Genomic DNA, 14,405 nt, shown 5'->3' with positions numbered 1-14,405 from the left:
CCCCGCGGTTATTGACTTCCGTATTAAATATGATAGTATGCTCTAATAATGAACACATTAATAGTTGACACTTCCGGTGACATGCTTTTTGCCTCGCTAGGTACTTCCGGCGGGGCTGTTTTGGCTGAGACCGGAGTTAAGATGAAATCAAACATTAACGAGAATCTTCTTAAAACCGTTGACTTCCTTCTGGAATCTTCGGGAACTTCTCTCAGTGAAATTGAAAATTATTACACAATAACTGGACCCGGTTCTTTCACGGGCATAAGGATAGGCGTTTCGACTATGCTTGGGCTTGCTTCCTCAATGGGGAAAAAACTTCAGGGAATTTCATCACTCGATGCTTATGCTCTTGTCTGCGGAGAGGAGCGGATAGAGGTTTGGGCAAAGCTGAGATTAAAAAGTTTTGTCAGAAAGAGCTATGACTTCAAAAATATGGTATTTTCTGATTATGAGACCATTAAGCTGGATGATGAAAGCTCCCTTGCCCACATTGTAAACCGCGAACAGAAAAGCAGCTTTAACCTGACACATGCAGTCAGAAATACCCATTTTGTTAAATTCGGATGCGGCTATGAGCCTCTGTACTTCAGAAAATCCGAAGCGGAAATAAACTTTGATCAGAGACGTGCTTGCGGGTGATATTGAATCCGTAACAGAAATAGAAAGAGCATCATTTAAAAAACCGTGGTCAAAGGAAGACTTTGAGGCGGAAATAGACAGACATCGCAGTATCTTCAAGCTCCTTGAGGATGAAGGGGAAATCTGCGGTTATTTCGTTGTTTATACGGTTCTGGATGAATCAGAGCTGGCAAATATTGCCGTTTCACCGAAACACAGAGGCAAAGGCTGCGGAAGGCTGCTCCTCGCTGAGGCGATTAAGGCAGCAAAGAAAGCATCCGTTATGTTTCTTGAGGTTGCGGTGGATAATTTTTCTGCCGTAGGTTTGTATGAATCTTTCGGGTTTGAAAAAGTCGGCTATATAAAGGACTATTACGGTCAGGGCAGTGACGCGTACATTATGAAGCTCAGCATTATTGACGAGGTGAGAGATGTTGAAAAGCAATACTGAACTTATTGAGAGCATTAAAAACGACAGCCCGGAGTTCAGAGATCTTTTTAATGAGCACATAAGACTGGAGCAGGATCTTGAGGCTCTGCTCAGTTTGAAATATTATCCGCCTGAAGTGGAAGCTAAGATAAAAGAGATCAAAAAGCAGAAGCTTGTCGGAAAGGACAAAATGGAGAGAATCGCCACCGAATATGAGAAGCGCTTCTCCTCAAACTAAAAAATTGAGGGTAATGATGGATCAAAAGAAATATGTGTTTACTTCCGAATCAGTCACGGAAGGACACCCTGATAAGATTGCAGACCAGATTTCCGATGCCATTCTTGATGCCATGCTCACTGACGACCCCATGAGCAGGGTCGCCTGCGAAACTATGGTGACGACAGGACTTGTTATAGTTGCCGGAGAGGTTACCACCAGAACCTATGTGGACATACCCGGCGTGGTGAGAGAAACAATAAAAGAAATAGGCTATACCAGAGCGAAATACGGCTTTGACTATGAAACCTGCGGAGTTATCTCAACCATAGACAAACAGTCACCCGATATTGCAATGGGCGTTGACACAGGCGGCGCAGGAGATCAGGGGCTTATGTTCGGTTTCGCGTGCGATGAAACCGAGGAGCTCATGCCTCTGCCCATCATGCTTGCCCACAAACTTACCATGCAGCTTTCGAAAGTGCGCAAAAACGAAGTTCTCCCCTACCTCAGACCGGACGGAAAATCTCAGGTTACAATAGAATACGACGGCTATAAACCTGTGAGAGTTGACACGGTTGTCATTTCCTCTCAGCACTCAAACGAGATAAAGCTGAAAGACCTGAGAGAGGATATAATAGAAAAAGTCATCAGGCCTGTTATCCCTGCGGATCTCCTTGATGAGGAACACATAAAATATCACATCAACCCAACCGGCAGGTTCGTTATAGGCGGCCCCATGGGCGACTGCGGTCTTACGGGAAGGAAAATCATTGTTGATACATACGGCGGTGCGGGAAGGCACGGCGGCGGTGCGTTCAGCGGTAAAGACCCGTCCAAGGTGGACAGAAGCGCGGCTTATGCTGCCAGATGGGTTGCAAAAAACATAGTTGCGGGCGGATTCGCCAAAAGATGCGAGATTCAGCTTGCATATGCAATCGGTGTTGCGGAGCCAGTTTCCGTGAATGTAAACACTTTCGGCACTTCATCAGTACCTGAATCCGAAATAGAAAGAGCAGTGAAAGAGGTCTTTGACCTCACCCCCAAAGGGATCATGGAAGCTCTTGATTTAAGAAAACCCATTTTCAGGAAGACTGCCGCTTACGGTCACTTCGGCAGAAACGAATTCTCCTGGGAAAAAACCAACAAAGTTGACGAACTTAAGAAAATCATAGGCTGATACATTAATTCCGGGCTTTCCTGAGCGGGTTGCCCGGATTTTTCTTTTTTACGGCATTTTTTCCGCCGTTTCTGTAATAAGAGGTAAAAATGAGTTTTAACGACTATAAAATAAGGGATATTTCCCTCGCCGAGTTCGGAAGGAAAGAGATTCAGATCGCCGAACACGAAATGCCCGGCCTTATGGCTGTGAGAGAAAAATACGCATTATCCAAGCCCCTCAAAGGTGTAAGAATAATGGGCTCACTGCATATGACAGTGCAGACCGCTGTTCTGATAGAAACCCTCGCTGCTCTCGGTGCGGATGTTCGCTGGTGCAGCTGCAACATTTTCTCCACTCAGGATCATGCGGCGGCGGCCATTGCAGCAGCAGGAATCCCTGTTTTTGCATGGAAGGGAGAAACCCTTGAGGAATACTGGTGGTGCACTGATCAGGCGCTGAAATTCCCCGGCGGAAAAGGACCGGAACTTATAGTTGATGACGGCGGCGATGCCACTCTTATGATTCATCTCGGTTACAGAGGGGAAAAAGATCCTTCTCTGTTTGATAAGCAGGTAAATACAGAGGACGAAAAACAGCTTTTCGGCCTTCTTAAGAAGATATACACAGAGGACAGCACCCGCTGGGCAAGAACCGTTGCCGAATGGAAAGGCGTTTCCGAAGAAACCACCACAGGGGTTCACAGGCTCTATCAGATGCTTGAAAAAGGTGAACTTCTTGTTCCTGCGATCAATGTTAATGACTCTGTTACAAAATCCAAATTCGATAACCTTTACGGCTGCCGTGAGTCCCTCATTGACGGAATCAAACGCGCCACTGATGTCATGATAGCCGGTAAAGTGGCTGTTGTATGCGGCTACGGCGATGTGGGCAAGGGTTCCGCACAGTCTCTCAGAGGGCAGGGCGCCAGAGTCATCATCACCGAGATTGACCCCATATGTGCGCTTCAGGCGGCTATGGAAGGCTACGAGGTTACAACTGTTGAGGCCACCCTCGGCAGGGCGGATATATATGTCACCACAACAGGAAACAAGGACATAATCCGCATTGAGCACATGGAGAAAATGAAGGATCAGGCAATAATCTGCAATATCGGTCACTTTGACAACGAGATTCAGGTTGAAAAGCTTGAAAAATACAACGGTATCAAGAGATTAAACATAAAACCTCAGGTAGATAAATACACCTTCCCTGACGGACACGAGATATTCCTCCTTGCGGAAGGCAGGCTGGTTAACCTCGGCTGCGCCATGGGGCATCCCTCATTCGTTATGTCAAACTCTTTTGCAAACCAGACCCTAGCCCAGCTTGATCTCTGGGAGAACAGGGAAAAATATCAGCCGGGCGTTTACATGCTTCCGAAAGTCCTTGACGAGGAAGTGGCGAGGCTGCACCTTGAAAAGATCGGCGTGAAGCTCACCAGGCTCACAAAAGAACAGGCGGACTACATAGGTGTCCCTGTGGAAGGCCCCTATAAGCCGGATCATTACAGGTATTAGGAACAGTATGGAAACAGCCAAGCATGTTCTGATACTGGGCGCAGGCCCTGCCGGACTCAATGCCGCTAAACTCCTTGCCACGGAAGGTTTTAAGATAACCATAGTGGATAAGGAGATAGGCGGAAACTACTGCCGCTCCGGCAGTGTTATTTCAAACTCGCTCCTGTATCAGAGCAGAATTTTTGCAAACTGCTCAGAGAAGCTCCAGTCCCTCGTCAGCGGGGATGAGTGTTCGTCTGTCAGTTTTGATTTCAAAAAATCAAGAAAACTCACCGAACAGGCAATGACAAGAATCCGCAAGGCTCTGACGGAGGATATTGAGGATCTTAATATCAACTTTGTCTACGGCTTCGGTAAATTCGCATCGGAAAACTCAGTTTCCGTAACCAGTGTGGACGGTAATGTGGAAATCAAGTTTGATTACTGCATAATCGCCACCGGCTCCTCGGACATAAATCCCGGACTCAGCTCATCTGTCAAGCTTCTCACAGTTTCCAGTATAAGTGAGCTTGAGAAGGTTCCGTCCAAGATAACCATTCTCGGCGGCGGCTTTGTGGGCTGCGAGTTTGCCACTATTTTCAGAAGGCTCGGTTCTGTTGTTACTATCATAGAGGCAAAAGATGAAATCCTCCGTGACATGGATCAGCAAATTGTTAAGAAGCTGGAAGAAAAATTTAAGAAAAACGGAATTGAAGTCCTGAAAAATACTAAGGTTGAAAAAGCCGAGAAGGTCGGAAACAAGTATATTCTTTTCCTTTCCAGCGGGGTTAAGCTCGAAACGGAAGAGGTTTTCGTTGCTGTGGGCAGAAAGGCCAGTATATGCGGGCTTGATCTCGAAAAAGCCGGAATAAAGCTTGAATCCGGCGGCAATCTTAAGCTTACAAAGAAGATGCGCACCACAAACCAGAATGTTTATGCAGTAGGCGATGCTTCCGGCGGCAATATGCTGGTAAGCTGGGCTTACACCACCTCAGAGATAGCTGCGGATGCGATAATAGGCAATAAAACCGCCAAGCCGTGGGAAACCATGCCGAAGGTGCTTTACCTTGATCCTGAGCTTGCAAAAGTAGGTTTTACCGAAGATGAGCTTAAGGATTATGACGGTGAATACGCCTGCATTAAATACAATATATCAGACCTTGAGAAAACCCTGATCAGCGGTGCTCAGAAGGGTTATATGAAAGTGGTTTATGACAAGGAAACCAGAAAAATCCTCGGCTGCCACGTGATAGGTGACGGAGCAGGGCAGATATGCTCCATGTTCTCACTGCTTATCCAGTCGGGGATTACAATAGACAAGATATCCGACTATGTTTTCAATCACCCCACCTATGCGGAAGTGCTTAATGACATCGCAAGCAAGGTGAAGCAGTGATCGTTCTCTACAGTCTGATATTCTGGATATATCTTGCGCTGCTTACCACAGTGCTTGTTATTCTCGGCATCCCCTCGGTATTTTTCGCAAAACAGCCTTACAAGCTTATGAGCCGCATCTGGGCTCAAATGCTCCTTCTTTACCTTGGCATCAGGGTGAAGACGGAAGGTCTGGAGAACCTTGATAAAAACACTCACTATGTTTTCATGGGCAACCACCTGAGCTATGCGGATATATTTGTTCTGCTCAATATTTTTTCAGACAGGCTGTTTCTCTTCATGGCCAAAAAGGAGCTTTTCAAGATTCCCTTCTTCGGGTTTGCTCTCAAAAAAATCGGGATGATCCCTATTGAGAGAGGAGACCACAAAGACGGGCTGAAAAGCCTTCTCAGCGCTGCGAAAAAGATAAGTGAGGGGTATTCCGTTCTGCTTTTTCCCGAAGGAACACGCTCCTCCGACGGCAGACTCGGAGACTTCAAGCGCGGTGCATTTGTACTGGCGGGAAGGACAGGAAATAAAATTGCTCCCTTTATTATAAAAGGAACCTCAGATGCTGTTCCGAAGCATGGTTTCAGGGTTTTTCCCTTTAAAACCGTTCACATTAAGTTTCTTAAGCCTATGGATTCCGGCAGCATGAAGGATAAGGAGCTTATGGAACATGTTCGCGGAGTAATGCTGAATGAACTCGGTCAAAAGGATCATACTGGCTCTGGGGAGTAATATGGGCGACAGGGAGCGGAACTTTGCCGATGCCCTGACAGCCTTATCCTCTCAGCTTGAAATAGATAAAGTATCCGCTGTTTACTCCACCGCATCCCTGCTCAGGGACGAACAGGCGGATTACTGTAATATCTGCTGCTCCGCATCAACTTTTCTGAGCGCAGAGGAGCTTCTTGCCTTTATCAAGGAAACAGAAAAGCAACTCGGCAGACAGCAGACCGCCCGCTGGCAGAGCAGACTCATAGACATTGATATAATTGATTATTCCGGTGAGGTTTATGAGTCGGAAGGGCTTGTTATTCCGCACAGGGAAATGGCTGTCCGAAGCTTTGTTCTTTACCCTCTGCGGGATGTTGATGAAAACTATGTGCACCCTGTGAGCGGAAGAGGGATTAACGAACTCATTGCAGCTTTGCAGGATGATCTGGATATTAGAAGAACCGGAGATTTGACATGGCGGTAATAACTATTTCAAGGCAGTTCGGCTGCGGCGGTGAATTTGTTGCGGAACAGGTGGCGGAGAAGCTTGGTTTTAAGCTTTTTCACAAGGAGCTTATCAAATACATCGCGATTCTGACGGACACTGACGAAGCCAAAGTCGTCAAGTTCGATGAGGAATCACACTCAAGCTTCCGCTCTGTTATGTCTAACTATTTTGACGCGGATCTTTTTTCAAACGTTTTCAAGGATGAAAAGATAAATAAGGTTCAGGATATGGTGAAGAATGATGAAACTCTTTCTTTTTTCGACACTTACGCAGATCAGGAACCTGTTTTCGACAGCAAGAAGTTCAGCTCCATGGTTGAGCTTATAATCAAGAACCTCGCCACAGATACCAACTGCGTGATAATGGGGCGGGGGAGCCAATGCATCCTTGAGAGCGAGCCGAACTGCTTTCATATAAGGCTTACCGCACCGCTTGAGGATAGGATTCAGTGGCTCAGAGACAATGAAAAGCTTGATGAAACCAAAGCCGAAGAGAAGATAAAAGCTATAGAAAAACGTAAGAAAAGCTATATAAAACATTACTATGGAAAGGATATTGACGATCCTGCCATTTACCACGCAGTTTTCAGCCTGAACAGGTTTTCAACTGAACAGATGTCAGACATGATCGTTGCATGCGCAAGGTCTTTTCTTAAGTTCTGATTATTGTTCTAAAACCATCCGCAGAAGGGCGGAAAGCCTTTACTGTCAAGCTTAAAATCATTGACTGTCCGCATTATTTGGAATATATCTGTTATTCTTACGCGGAGGTTGTTTTGTTCAGCAGGGTCAAAGGATTCAGAGACATATACGGCGAAGAAGCCGTGTACTGGGAAAGAATAGAGAGAATTTTCAAGGAAACGTTCCATACCTTTAATTTCAGGGAATTCATTCTCCCTGTACTTGAACGCGCGGATGTTTTTCATCGCGGCATAGGCGATACCACGGACATAGTTGAGAAGGAAATGTTCGCCTTCAAAGACAGGGACGACACAATGGTGGCGCTCCGTCCGGAAGGCACAGCTTCCCTTGTGCGTGCTTATGTGGAGAACAAGCTTTACAACCCCACTTCGGTCAGAAAATACTATTACATAGGCCCCATGTTCAGAAGAGAACGCCCGCAGAAAGGCCGTTTCCGCCAGTTTTATCAGGCCGGAGTCGAGGTTTTCGGCGCGGACGGAGCAGCTATAGACGCGGAAGTGATCTACCTGCTCAGAACCCTTGCGGACAAGGCCGGAATAGGCGACATGGTGACGATGGAGATCAACTCTATTGGCTGCCCTGAGTGCAGACCCGCATATTACGAAACCCTTGTGGCTTATTTTGAACAGCATAAGGACGGTCTTTGCGAGGACTGCAAACGCAGACTCGGCAAGAACCCCATGCGTATTCTGGACTGTAAGGTGGAATCCTGCAGGGCGATCACTAAAGATGCCCCGGTTATGCTGGACTATCTCTGCGGGAAATGTGAAATTCATTTCTCAGATGTAAAAAAGTACCTCACAGCCTTCGGCGTGGAGTATAATGTAAATAAGATGATGGTTCGCGGGCTTGATTACTATGTCCGTACAGCCTTTGAGATGGTGACAAACCATCTGGGTGCGCAGAACGCAGTGGGTGCGGGCGGCAGGTACGACGGCCTGATAAAGCTCCTCGGCGGGCCGGAAATTCCGGGAATAGGTTTTGCCCTCGGTATAGACAGGCTTGTGGCGCTTGCCATGCAGAAGGATAATATAAAGGATAAAGGGGCGGATGTTTTCATCATCGCCTTTAAAGATATTTCGGACGTTAAGTGTGCGGAACTGGTAAAGAATTTCAGGGAAAGGTCGATTATAGCTGAGATTGATTACGCTTTCCGCGCCATGAAAAAACAGATTAAATCGGCTGATTCATCCGGCGCACGCTTCACCCTCATTCTGGGGGATGAAGAGATGAACAGGGGCGAGGCTTCCGTGAAAAACATGGAAACCGGCGAGCAGACCTCTGTTAAGCTTGATGCGGTCGTCGATTATATTCAAAATAAACTTTAGGCAGGAGGACCACTTGGTTTCAAACCTTGGCGACTGGAGACGGACGCACGATTGTAATGCTCTCAGAGCGTCAGATATAGGGAAAAAGGTTACCCTCATGGGGTGGGTTCAGAGAAGAAGAGACCACGGCGGCGTTATATTTGTGGATCTCAGAGACAGAGAAGGGATTACCCAGATCGTTATGAGCCCTGAACTCAGCAAAGATGTTCATGAGAAAGCGGAAAACCTCAGAAGCGAATTTGTTGTGGCTATCAAAGGCGAAGTCGCGGCAAGACCTGAAGGTTCTCTCAATGAAAAACTCCCCACAGGCGAAGTGGAAGTGAATGTTGAGGAGCTTAAAATTCTCAACACATCCATAGTTCCGCCCTTCATGCTTGATGAATACAGCAATGTCAGCGAGGACATCAGGCTGAAATACCGTTATCTTGACCTGAGAAGGCCTGAGCTGAAAAGCAACCTTATCACAAGACATAAACTGACAAAAACAATGAGAGAATTCCTTTACTCCAAAGGATTCATAGATGTTGAAACGCCCTTCCTTACCAAAAGCACACCCGAAGGCGCGAGAGACTACCTTGTACCCAGCAGGGTGAACCCCGGAAAATGCTACGCTCTGCCTCAGTCTCCCCAGATGTTTAAACAGCTTCTGATGATAGCCGGCTTCGAGCGTTATTTTCAGGTTGTAAGATGCTTCCGTGACGAAGATCTCAGAGCGGACAGGCAACCGGAATTTACTCAGCTTGACATTGAAATGTCTTTCATCGACTCAAACGACCTCATGAACATCATGGAAGAGCTTTTCATAACCATTTTTGACAAGGTTATGGGTATTAAGCTTGAGAAAGGCTTCCCCACCATGAGCTACGATGAGGCTATGGAAAAATACGGCCACGATGCACCCGATACACGCTTTGAGCTTTACCTTAAAACTATCAACGACCTTGTTAAAGGCTGCGGGTTCAAGGTGTTCAATGAAGCTGTGGAGAAAAACGGCTGCGTAAAAGCGGTTAACGCTGTGGGCGCTGGCAAGGCTTTCTCCAGAAAAGATATTGACGACCTTACCGACTTCGTGGTTTCCCTCGGCGCGGGCGGTCTGGCATATATCAAAGTTAACGAGGACGGACTCCAATCCCCCATAGTTAAATTCCTCGGCGATGATGTAGCCGCTGCGATAGTTAAGGAAATGAACGGTAAACCCGGCGATATTATTTTCTTCGGCGCGGGCGACAAATACACTGTCAACCTCTACCTCTCCAAGCTTAGGCTTAAAGTGGGTGCTATGCTCGGCCTAATCGACAGAGATAAATACTCTTTCGTATGGGTTCTTGACTTCCCGCTGCTTGAGTGGGATGCGGAGAACAAACGCTGGGGTGCTATGCACCACCCGTTTACTTCGCCTCTTGATGCTGATGTACCCCTGTTTGATACAGATCCGGGACAGATGCGCGCCAAAGCCTATGACCTTGTTCTTAACGGTTCTGAGATCGGCGGCGGAAGTATCAGGATTCACAGAAGCGACATTCAGGATAAAATGTTTGCGACCCTCGGCCTTACGGAAGAGGAAAGGGCATATAAGTTCGGCTTTTTCATCGATGCGCTTAAATACGGCACTCCGCCCCACGGCGGTATTGCCTTCGGTGTGGACAGGATAGCCACTATCCTCACTAAATCCACATCCATCAGGGATGTAATAGCTTTCCCCAAAACGCAGAAAGCTACGTGCCTTATGAGCGATGCTCCGAGTTTCATTGATGATAAACAGCTTAAAGAACTTTATATGAAATTTGAAGTTGCAGAGAACAAATAGAACTTTTAACTGTCATTGGTTTGACAGACCTTTGGGCTTGTGTTAGCCTTGAAAGGTATTATCTTAATAGATAATTAAGAAAAAGGGAGGATTCCGTATGAAGACCTACAAACTTCTGCTCCTGGTTGTGGTGCTTTCTGCTTTCGCTCTTGCCGGATGCAGCAAACCCCCCGTACAGGAACTTGATCAGGCCAAGATGGCCATGCAGGCAGCTAAGGACAGCGGAGCCGAGAAGTGTCAGCTTCCCGAGTATCTTGAAGCTAAAGCTAAGCTTGAAGCCGCTCAGAAAAAAATGGACGAAGCTGAAAAAGGCGGCAAAAAAGGCGAGCTTTATGAATCTGCGAAGGCAGATCTTCTTGCAGCTATAGCTGATTTCGAAAAAGCTAAAGCAACTGCAGATGCTTACAAAGCTACCGATGCTAAAGTGCAGGCTGAACTTACCGCTCTCAAAGCTAATATCGACAGATATAAAGAGAACGGTGAAAAATATGACCTTCCGTCATACAAAGCCGCTGTTGATAAGTATAAGAAAGCCAAAGAACTTGCAGAAAAATGCAAAGGCGAGGAAGCTCTCGCTCTTATAGCTCAGGCAAATGATGACCTCAAAAAAGTTGAGGAAGAATATGCCGCTGCAAAAGCAGCAGAAATGGCTGCATCTCAGGCTGCAATGAAAACCGAATCAACTGCTGTTGCTTCTGAAAAGTACACAGTTGTGAGAGGCGACAACCTTTGGAACATCTCAAAAGCCAAGTACATGAACCCCTTTATGTGGCCGATAATCTACTGGGCTAACGAAGCAGCTATCAAAGACCCCGACCTCATTTTCCCCGGTCAGGTATTTGACATACTGAAAGACGTTCCCGCCGCTGATAAAGCCAAGGCTGAAAAGTTCTCTCGCAACAGAGGCCCCTGGTCACTTTTCGACGGTAAATAAGAGTTTTTTGAATCCTTAAAATAAAAAAAGCCGTACTCTTTGGGTACGGCTTTTTTGTTGCCATTATTTAGACATCTCTCTTTCAATGTAGACATCCTTATACATAACATATCTGTCGGCGTAATCCCGTATGCTTTGAATCTCCGCATCCGAAAGCTTTTTGACCGCCTTAGCGGGGCTGCCCATTATGAGTGAACCGGGTTCGTATGTTTTGTTGGGAGGCACAAGGCTTCCGGCAGCCACTATGCTGTTTTCGCCTATGACGGAATTGTCAAGAATGACCGACCCGATACCTACCAGTACATTGTTTTCTATGGTACATCCATGAAGTGTTACGCTGTGGCCTATTGTTACATAATCTTTCAGGATTGCAGGGTATTTATCTTTTGTTACGTGGATTACGCTTCCGTCCTGAACGTTGGTGCATTTTCCTATTTCAATTCTTTCCACGTCCCCCCTCAGAACCACATTGTACCATATGCTGGAATCATCCCCCAGAGTGACATCGCCCACAACAACTGCATTTTCTGCTATAAAAACTTTTTTACCCCTTGTTGTGCCTTTATTTAGTCTGGCAATCATTTTGTCCACTGCGTAACCTCCTGAATTATTATGAGAATATGCTGTTTCGCCTGTTCAGTTAATATAACACTGCGCACAAAAGAGCGCATCTGTTAAATACGCTCTCAGCGTAAATATCTTATTGTAATGAATAATTTTATAGAAACGCTGTTAACAAATAACTTGACATAAACTTCTCTGTTTAATATATAATAGAAATAGGGATAATTATTAAATCAGATTCAGGGGTTATTAATGGGATACGGAACCAAGCTGAGAGACATCAGAAAACGACTGGGGCTTACGCTGGAGGACATTTCACAGAAGACCGGGTTTACCAAAAGTTTCATAAGCCAGATTGAAAACGGGAAAAACTCACCCTCTATCGCTTCTCTTAAGAAAATCTGTTACGCACTGGGCACTACCATCAGCGAGCTTTTCGAAGATGAGCGCAATATTGTAAACACCTTTTCCAACGAGGATTACAACGTACTTAAAAACAAAAGTATAACAATGACTTTTCCCGCCTCCAAGGTTGTTAACAGAAAACTTGAGCCGATAATAATTGAGCTTGAGCCTTACTCCGAAACCGGAACAGACAGCTACCACCACGTTGGCGAGGAGTTTGGCTTTGTCCTTGAGGGTGAAATAGTTGTGGTTATCGGAACAGAAGAATATAAAATTAAACAGGGCGAATCCATATATTTCAGCTCTAATCTCCCTCATAGAATACGCAACAGAACGGATAAACCGGCAAAAGCCTTCTGGGTGGATACGCCGCCGTCGTTCTGACAATCACAAATTCCCCATCCATGGGAATTTGTGATACACGCTCGCGGGCGGTTTAACCGCCCTTCGCTGCGCACGGCGTCGGCACTTCCTGTGCCTCTTAGAAAAATGCTGTCAGTTTCACATACACGTTCGCGCCGCATTAAATGCGGCTTCACTTCGCACGGCGCGCTCCCATCCTTGGGAGCGTTTAAACTTAGCCTTTGCATGGGAGTTTGTGATACACGCTCGCGGGCGGTTCCATCCATGGATCTGTCAGACTAATGACATGCATGGTAACAGGCTTATTCATATCTATAAAATCCCCCTCAATCCCCCTTTATTAAAGGGGGAAGTTATTACTGTCAAATATGGAACTCCCTCCTTTTACAAAGGAGGGCTGGGGAGGATTTATGCAAAATATGTACTTTTTTACTTTGAAAAGGACTTTCTCAATAAACTGGCGCTCCCTTCTCTGCGAGCGTTTGCGTCATTGCGAACCATGAAATGGTGAAGCAATCTCTCAATATATTCAGAGACTGCTTTGCCGCTGCGCTCCTCGCAGTGACACAAAAATGCTTTCGGTGAAGCATCTCAAAAACCACATAATCTGATTATCACTTTCAAATTTTCTTGCACATCAGGTTAAGTCTGTTATCATAAAATTAATCGGTGAATCGAAACTCCTCAGAAGTTCTTATTTTCAAATAAGTTCCCGCAAAATACTCTGTAAATCCTGAATAATCAGTGTCTTGAACATTTTTTCGTTTTGCAGAATTAAGGAGAATTTATGAGACTCATAGCTGTATTTTTTACATTTTTCCTGATTGCATTATCTTCTTACGCGGATGTTAAGTGTGATGGAAAATCGGTAATAAAGCGCAACGGTTTGATAATGTATGAAAATGGTGAGGTTGCGTCAGGGCAATGCACAGCATCTAAAAGCAATGGAGAATACACAGAGTTTGAGCTTCAAAACGGCATGATTGAAGGCTGGTTTCGAATTTATAATTCTGATAAAACAAGACTTTATGAGGCTCAGTTTATAAATAATTCTCCTAATGGAAAAATTGCTTCCTTCTATAACAACGGAACTCTTAAGCTTGAAGGAAATTATGCACACGGTAAAGTTGACGGCTACACGAAAGCTTATTATCCCAACGGAAAAACCGAGTATGAGGTAATGTATAAAAATAACCGGGAAATCGGTTTAGCTACAAAGTACTATGATAATGGAAATATTGAATATGAATTAAATTTTGATGACGGGATAGTCAATGGAATGCGGCGGGAGTACCACAGAGACGGCAGTTTCATGAGCGAGGTAATGTTTGTGAACGGCTTGGCGGATGGGAAAAGAAAAATCTATTTTCCTGACGGCGCCTTAGGTCATGATGTTTTCTATATAAAAGGCAAGGTCGATGGTGTGGTGAAAAGTTATTTTAATAACGGTCAGCAGGCGTTTGAAATAATTTATAACAACAGCGAGCCTGTTTCCGGCGTATGTTTTGATAAAACAAGGAAAGTCCGCCTCACTCAGGAGGAGCTTAAGGACTGGCAGAATGTAAAATGCTGGGATTCTGAGATGGTTACTTTTGAGTTACGGCATGAAATGCCTTTAGTCAGGCTGGAGTTCAGATAAAGCTCGGTGGCATGGCTCACGTTTCCGCGTTCTTCACTACGCACGGTGCGCTCCCATCTATGGGAGCGTTTGCGTCATTGCTGTATATGTTAGCTAATTCGAGGACAGAATTTATTTACTAGTTTATAAATAGTAA

15 protein-coding genes are annotated in these 14,405 nt (G+C 45.6%); 14 read left to right on the top strand and 1 reads right to left on the bottom strand.

Annotated elements, in window-relative coordinates; translation table 11 throughout:
• Positions 1-48 precede the first annotated feature (48 nt).
• The 12 genes from tsaB (at position 49) to OSQ85_RS10475 (ending at position 11,298) form a co-directional block, all read left to right on the top strand.
• A complete protein-coding gene (gene tsaB, locus OSQ85_RS10530; RefSeq protein WP_265822962.1) occupies positions 49-642 on the top strand; it encodes a tRNA (adenosine(37)-N6)-threonylcarbamoyltransferase complex dimerization subunit type 1 TsaB in 594 nt (197 codons plus the stop codon).
• Positions 617-1,072 carry a ribosomal protein S18-alanine N-acetyltransferase gene (gene rimI / locus OSQ85_RS10525; RefSeq protein ID WP_265822960.1) on the top strand — a complete coding sequence of 152 codons (456 nt, stop codon included), beginning with the start codon at positions 617-619 and terminating at the stop codon, positions 1,070-1,072. The genes tsaB and rimI overlap by 26 nt, the downstream gene beginning before the upstream one ends.
• Complete coding sequence (locus tag OSQ85_RS10520) at positions 1,053-1,289, top strand: YdcH family protein (RefSeq protein ID WP_265822959.1); 237 nt, start codon at positions 1,053-1,055, stop codon at positions 1,287-1,289. Before rimI ends, OSQ85_RS10520 begins: the two co-directional genes overlap by 20 nt.
• A 16-nt stretch (positions 1,290-1,305) precedes the next feature.
• The gene (gene metK / locus OSQ85_RS10515) at positions 1,306-2,448 is read left to right on the top strand and encodes a methionine adenosyltransferase (RefSeq protein ID WP_265822957.1); all 1,143 of its coding nucleotides are present in this window, start codon (positions 1,306-1,308) and stop codon (positions 2,446-2,448) included.
• Positions 2,449-2,537: 89 nt separating this feature from the next.
• A complete protein-coding gene (gene ahcY, locus OSQ85_RS10510; RefSeq protein ID WP_265822955.1) occupies positions 2,538-3,947 on the top strand; it encodes an adenosylhomocysteinase in 1,410 nt (469 codons plus the stop codon).
• A 7-nt stretch (positions 3,948-3,954) separates the two neighbouring features.
• On the top strand, positions 3,955-5,322 hold the full coding sequence (locus tag OSQ85_RS10505; protein WP_265822954.1) for a dihydrolipoyl dehydrogenase family protein: 1,368 nt from the start codon (positions 3,955-3,957) through the stop codon (positions 5,320-5,322).
• A complete protein-coding gene (locus tag OSQ85_RS10500) occupies positions 5,319-6,041 on the top strand; it encodes a lysophospholipid acyltransferase family protein (RefSeq protein WP_265822952.1) in 723 nt (240 codons plus the stop codon). Before OSQ85_RS10505 ends, OSQ85_RS10500 begins: the two co-directional genes overlap by 4 nt.
• The gene (gene folK / locus OSQ85_RS10495; protein ID WP_265822951.1) at positions 6,001-6,504 is read left to right on the top strand and encodes a 2-amino-4-hydroxy-6-hydroxymethyldihydropteridine diphosphokinase; all 504 of its coding nucleotides are present in this window, start codon (positions 6,001-6,003) and stop codon (positions 6,502-6,504) included. Before OSQ85_RS10500 ends, folK begins: the two co-directional genes overlap by 41 nt.
• A complete protein-coding gene (locus tag OSQ85_RS10490; RefSeq protein WP_265822949.1) occupies positions 6,495-7,190 on the top strand; it encodes a cytidylate kinase-like family protein in 696 nt (231 codons plus the stop codon). Before folK ends, OSQ85_RS10490 begins: the two co-directional genes overlap by 10 nt.
• Positions 7,191-7,303: 113 nt before the next feature.
• On the top strand, positions 7,304-8,557 hold the full coding sequence (hisS, locus tag OSQ85_RS10485; RefSeq protein WP_265822947.1) for a histidine--tRNA ligase: 1,254 nt from the start codon (positions 7,304-7,306) through the stop codon (positions 8,555-8,557).
• A gap of 13 nt (positions 8,558-8,570) precedes the next feature.
• The gene (gene aspS / locus OSQ85_RS10480; RefSeq protein WP_265822945.1) at positions 8,571-10,364 is read left to right on the top strand and encodes an aspartate--tRNA ligase; all 1,794 of its coding nucleotides are present in this window, start codon (positions 8,571-8,573) and stop codon (positions 10,362-10,364) included.
• 97 nt (positions 10,365-10,461) lie between these two features.
• On the top strand, positions 10,462-11,298 hold the full coding sequence (locus OSQ85_RS10475) for a LysM peptidoglycan-binding domain-containing protein (protein WP_265822944.1): 837 nt from the start codon (positions 10,462-10,464) through the stop codon (positions 11,296-11,298).
• A gap of 63 nt (positions 11,299-11,361) precedes the next feature.
• Here the strand turns inward: OSQ85_RS10475 and OSQ85_RS10470 are convergent, their stop codons facing one another.
• Entirely contained in the window at positions 11,362-11,880 is a 519-nt protein-coding gene (locus OSQ85_RS10470) for a gamma carbonic anhydrase family protein (protein WP_265823058.1), read from the bottom strand.
• Between the two features lie 234 nt (positions 11,881-12,114).
• On the opposite strand from OSQ85_RS10470, the gene OSQ85_RS10465 reads away from it, so the two are divergent.
• Both OSQ85_RS10465 and OSQ85_RS10460 read left to right on the top strand, forming a co-directional pair.
• Entirely contained in the window at positions 12,115-12,651 is a 537-nt protein-coding gene (locus OSQ85_RS10465; protein WP_128466555.1) for a cupin domain-containing protein, read from the top strand.
• Positions 12,652-13,417: 766 nt separating this feature from the next.
• Positions 13,418-14,269 (top strand): toxin-antitoxin system YwqK family antitoxin, encoded by an 852-nt coding sequence (locus tag OSQ85_RS10460; RefSeq protein ID WP_265822942.1) that lies wholly within the window; start codon positions 13,418-13,420, stop codon positions 14,267-14,269.
• Positions 14,270-14,405 lie beyond the last annotated feature (136 nt).

The sequence above is a fragment of the Geovibrio ferrireducens genome (assembly GCF_026226615.1).
GTDB lineage: Bacteria > Chrysiogenota > Deferribacteres > Deferribacterales > Geovibrionaceae > Geovibrio > Geovibrio ferrireducens.
This window is presented reverse-complemented; position numbering and strand designations above follow the sequence as displayed.

Coding starts and splice junctions, on each gene's coding strand:
- tsaB (WP_265822962.1), top strand. CDS start 49: ATGAACACATTAATAGTTGACACTTCCGGTGACATGCTTTTTGCCTCG.
- OSQ85_RS10520 (WP_265822959.1), top strand. CDS start 1,053: ATGTTGAAAAGCAATACTGAACTTATTGAGAGCATTAAAAACGACAGC.
- metK (WP_265822957.1), top strand. CDS start 1,306: ATGGATCAAAAGAAATATGTGTTTACTTCCGAATCAGTCACGGAAGGA.
- ahcY (WP_265822955.1), top strand. CDS start 2,538: ATGAGTTTTAACGACTATAAAATAAGGGATATTTCCCTCGCCGAGTTC.
- OSQ85_RS10505 (WP_265822954.1), top strand. CDS start 3,955: ATGGAAACAGCCAAGCATGTTCTGATACTGGGCGCAGGCCCTGCCGGA.
- folK (WP_265822951.1), top strand. CDS start 6,001: ATGAACTCGGTCAAAAGGATCATACTGGCTCTGGGGAGTAATATGGGC.
- OSQ85_RS10490 (WP_265822949.1), top strand. CDS start 6,495: ATGGCGGTAATAACTATTTCAAGGCAGTTCGGCTGCGGCGGTGAATTT.
- OSQ85_RS10475 (WP_265822944.1), top strand. CDS start 10,462: ATGAAGACCTACAAACTTCTGCTCCTGGTTGTGGTGCTTTCTGCTTTC.
- OSQ85_RS10470 (WP_265823058.1), bottom strand. CDS start 11,880: ATGATTGCCAGACTAAATAAAGGCACAACAAGGGGTAAAAAAGTTTTT.
- OSQ85_RS10465 (WP_128466555.1), top strand. CDS start 12,115: ATGGGATACGGAACCAAGCTGAGAGACATCAGAAAACGACTGGGGCTT.
- OSQ85_RS10460 (WP_265822942.1), top strand. CDS start 13,418: ATGAGACTCATAGCTGTATTTTTTACATTTTTCCTGATTGCATTATCT.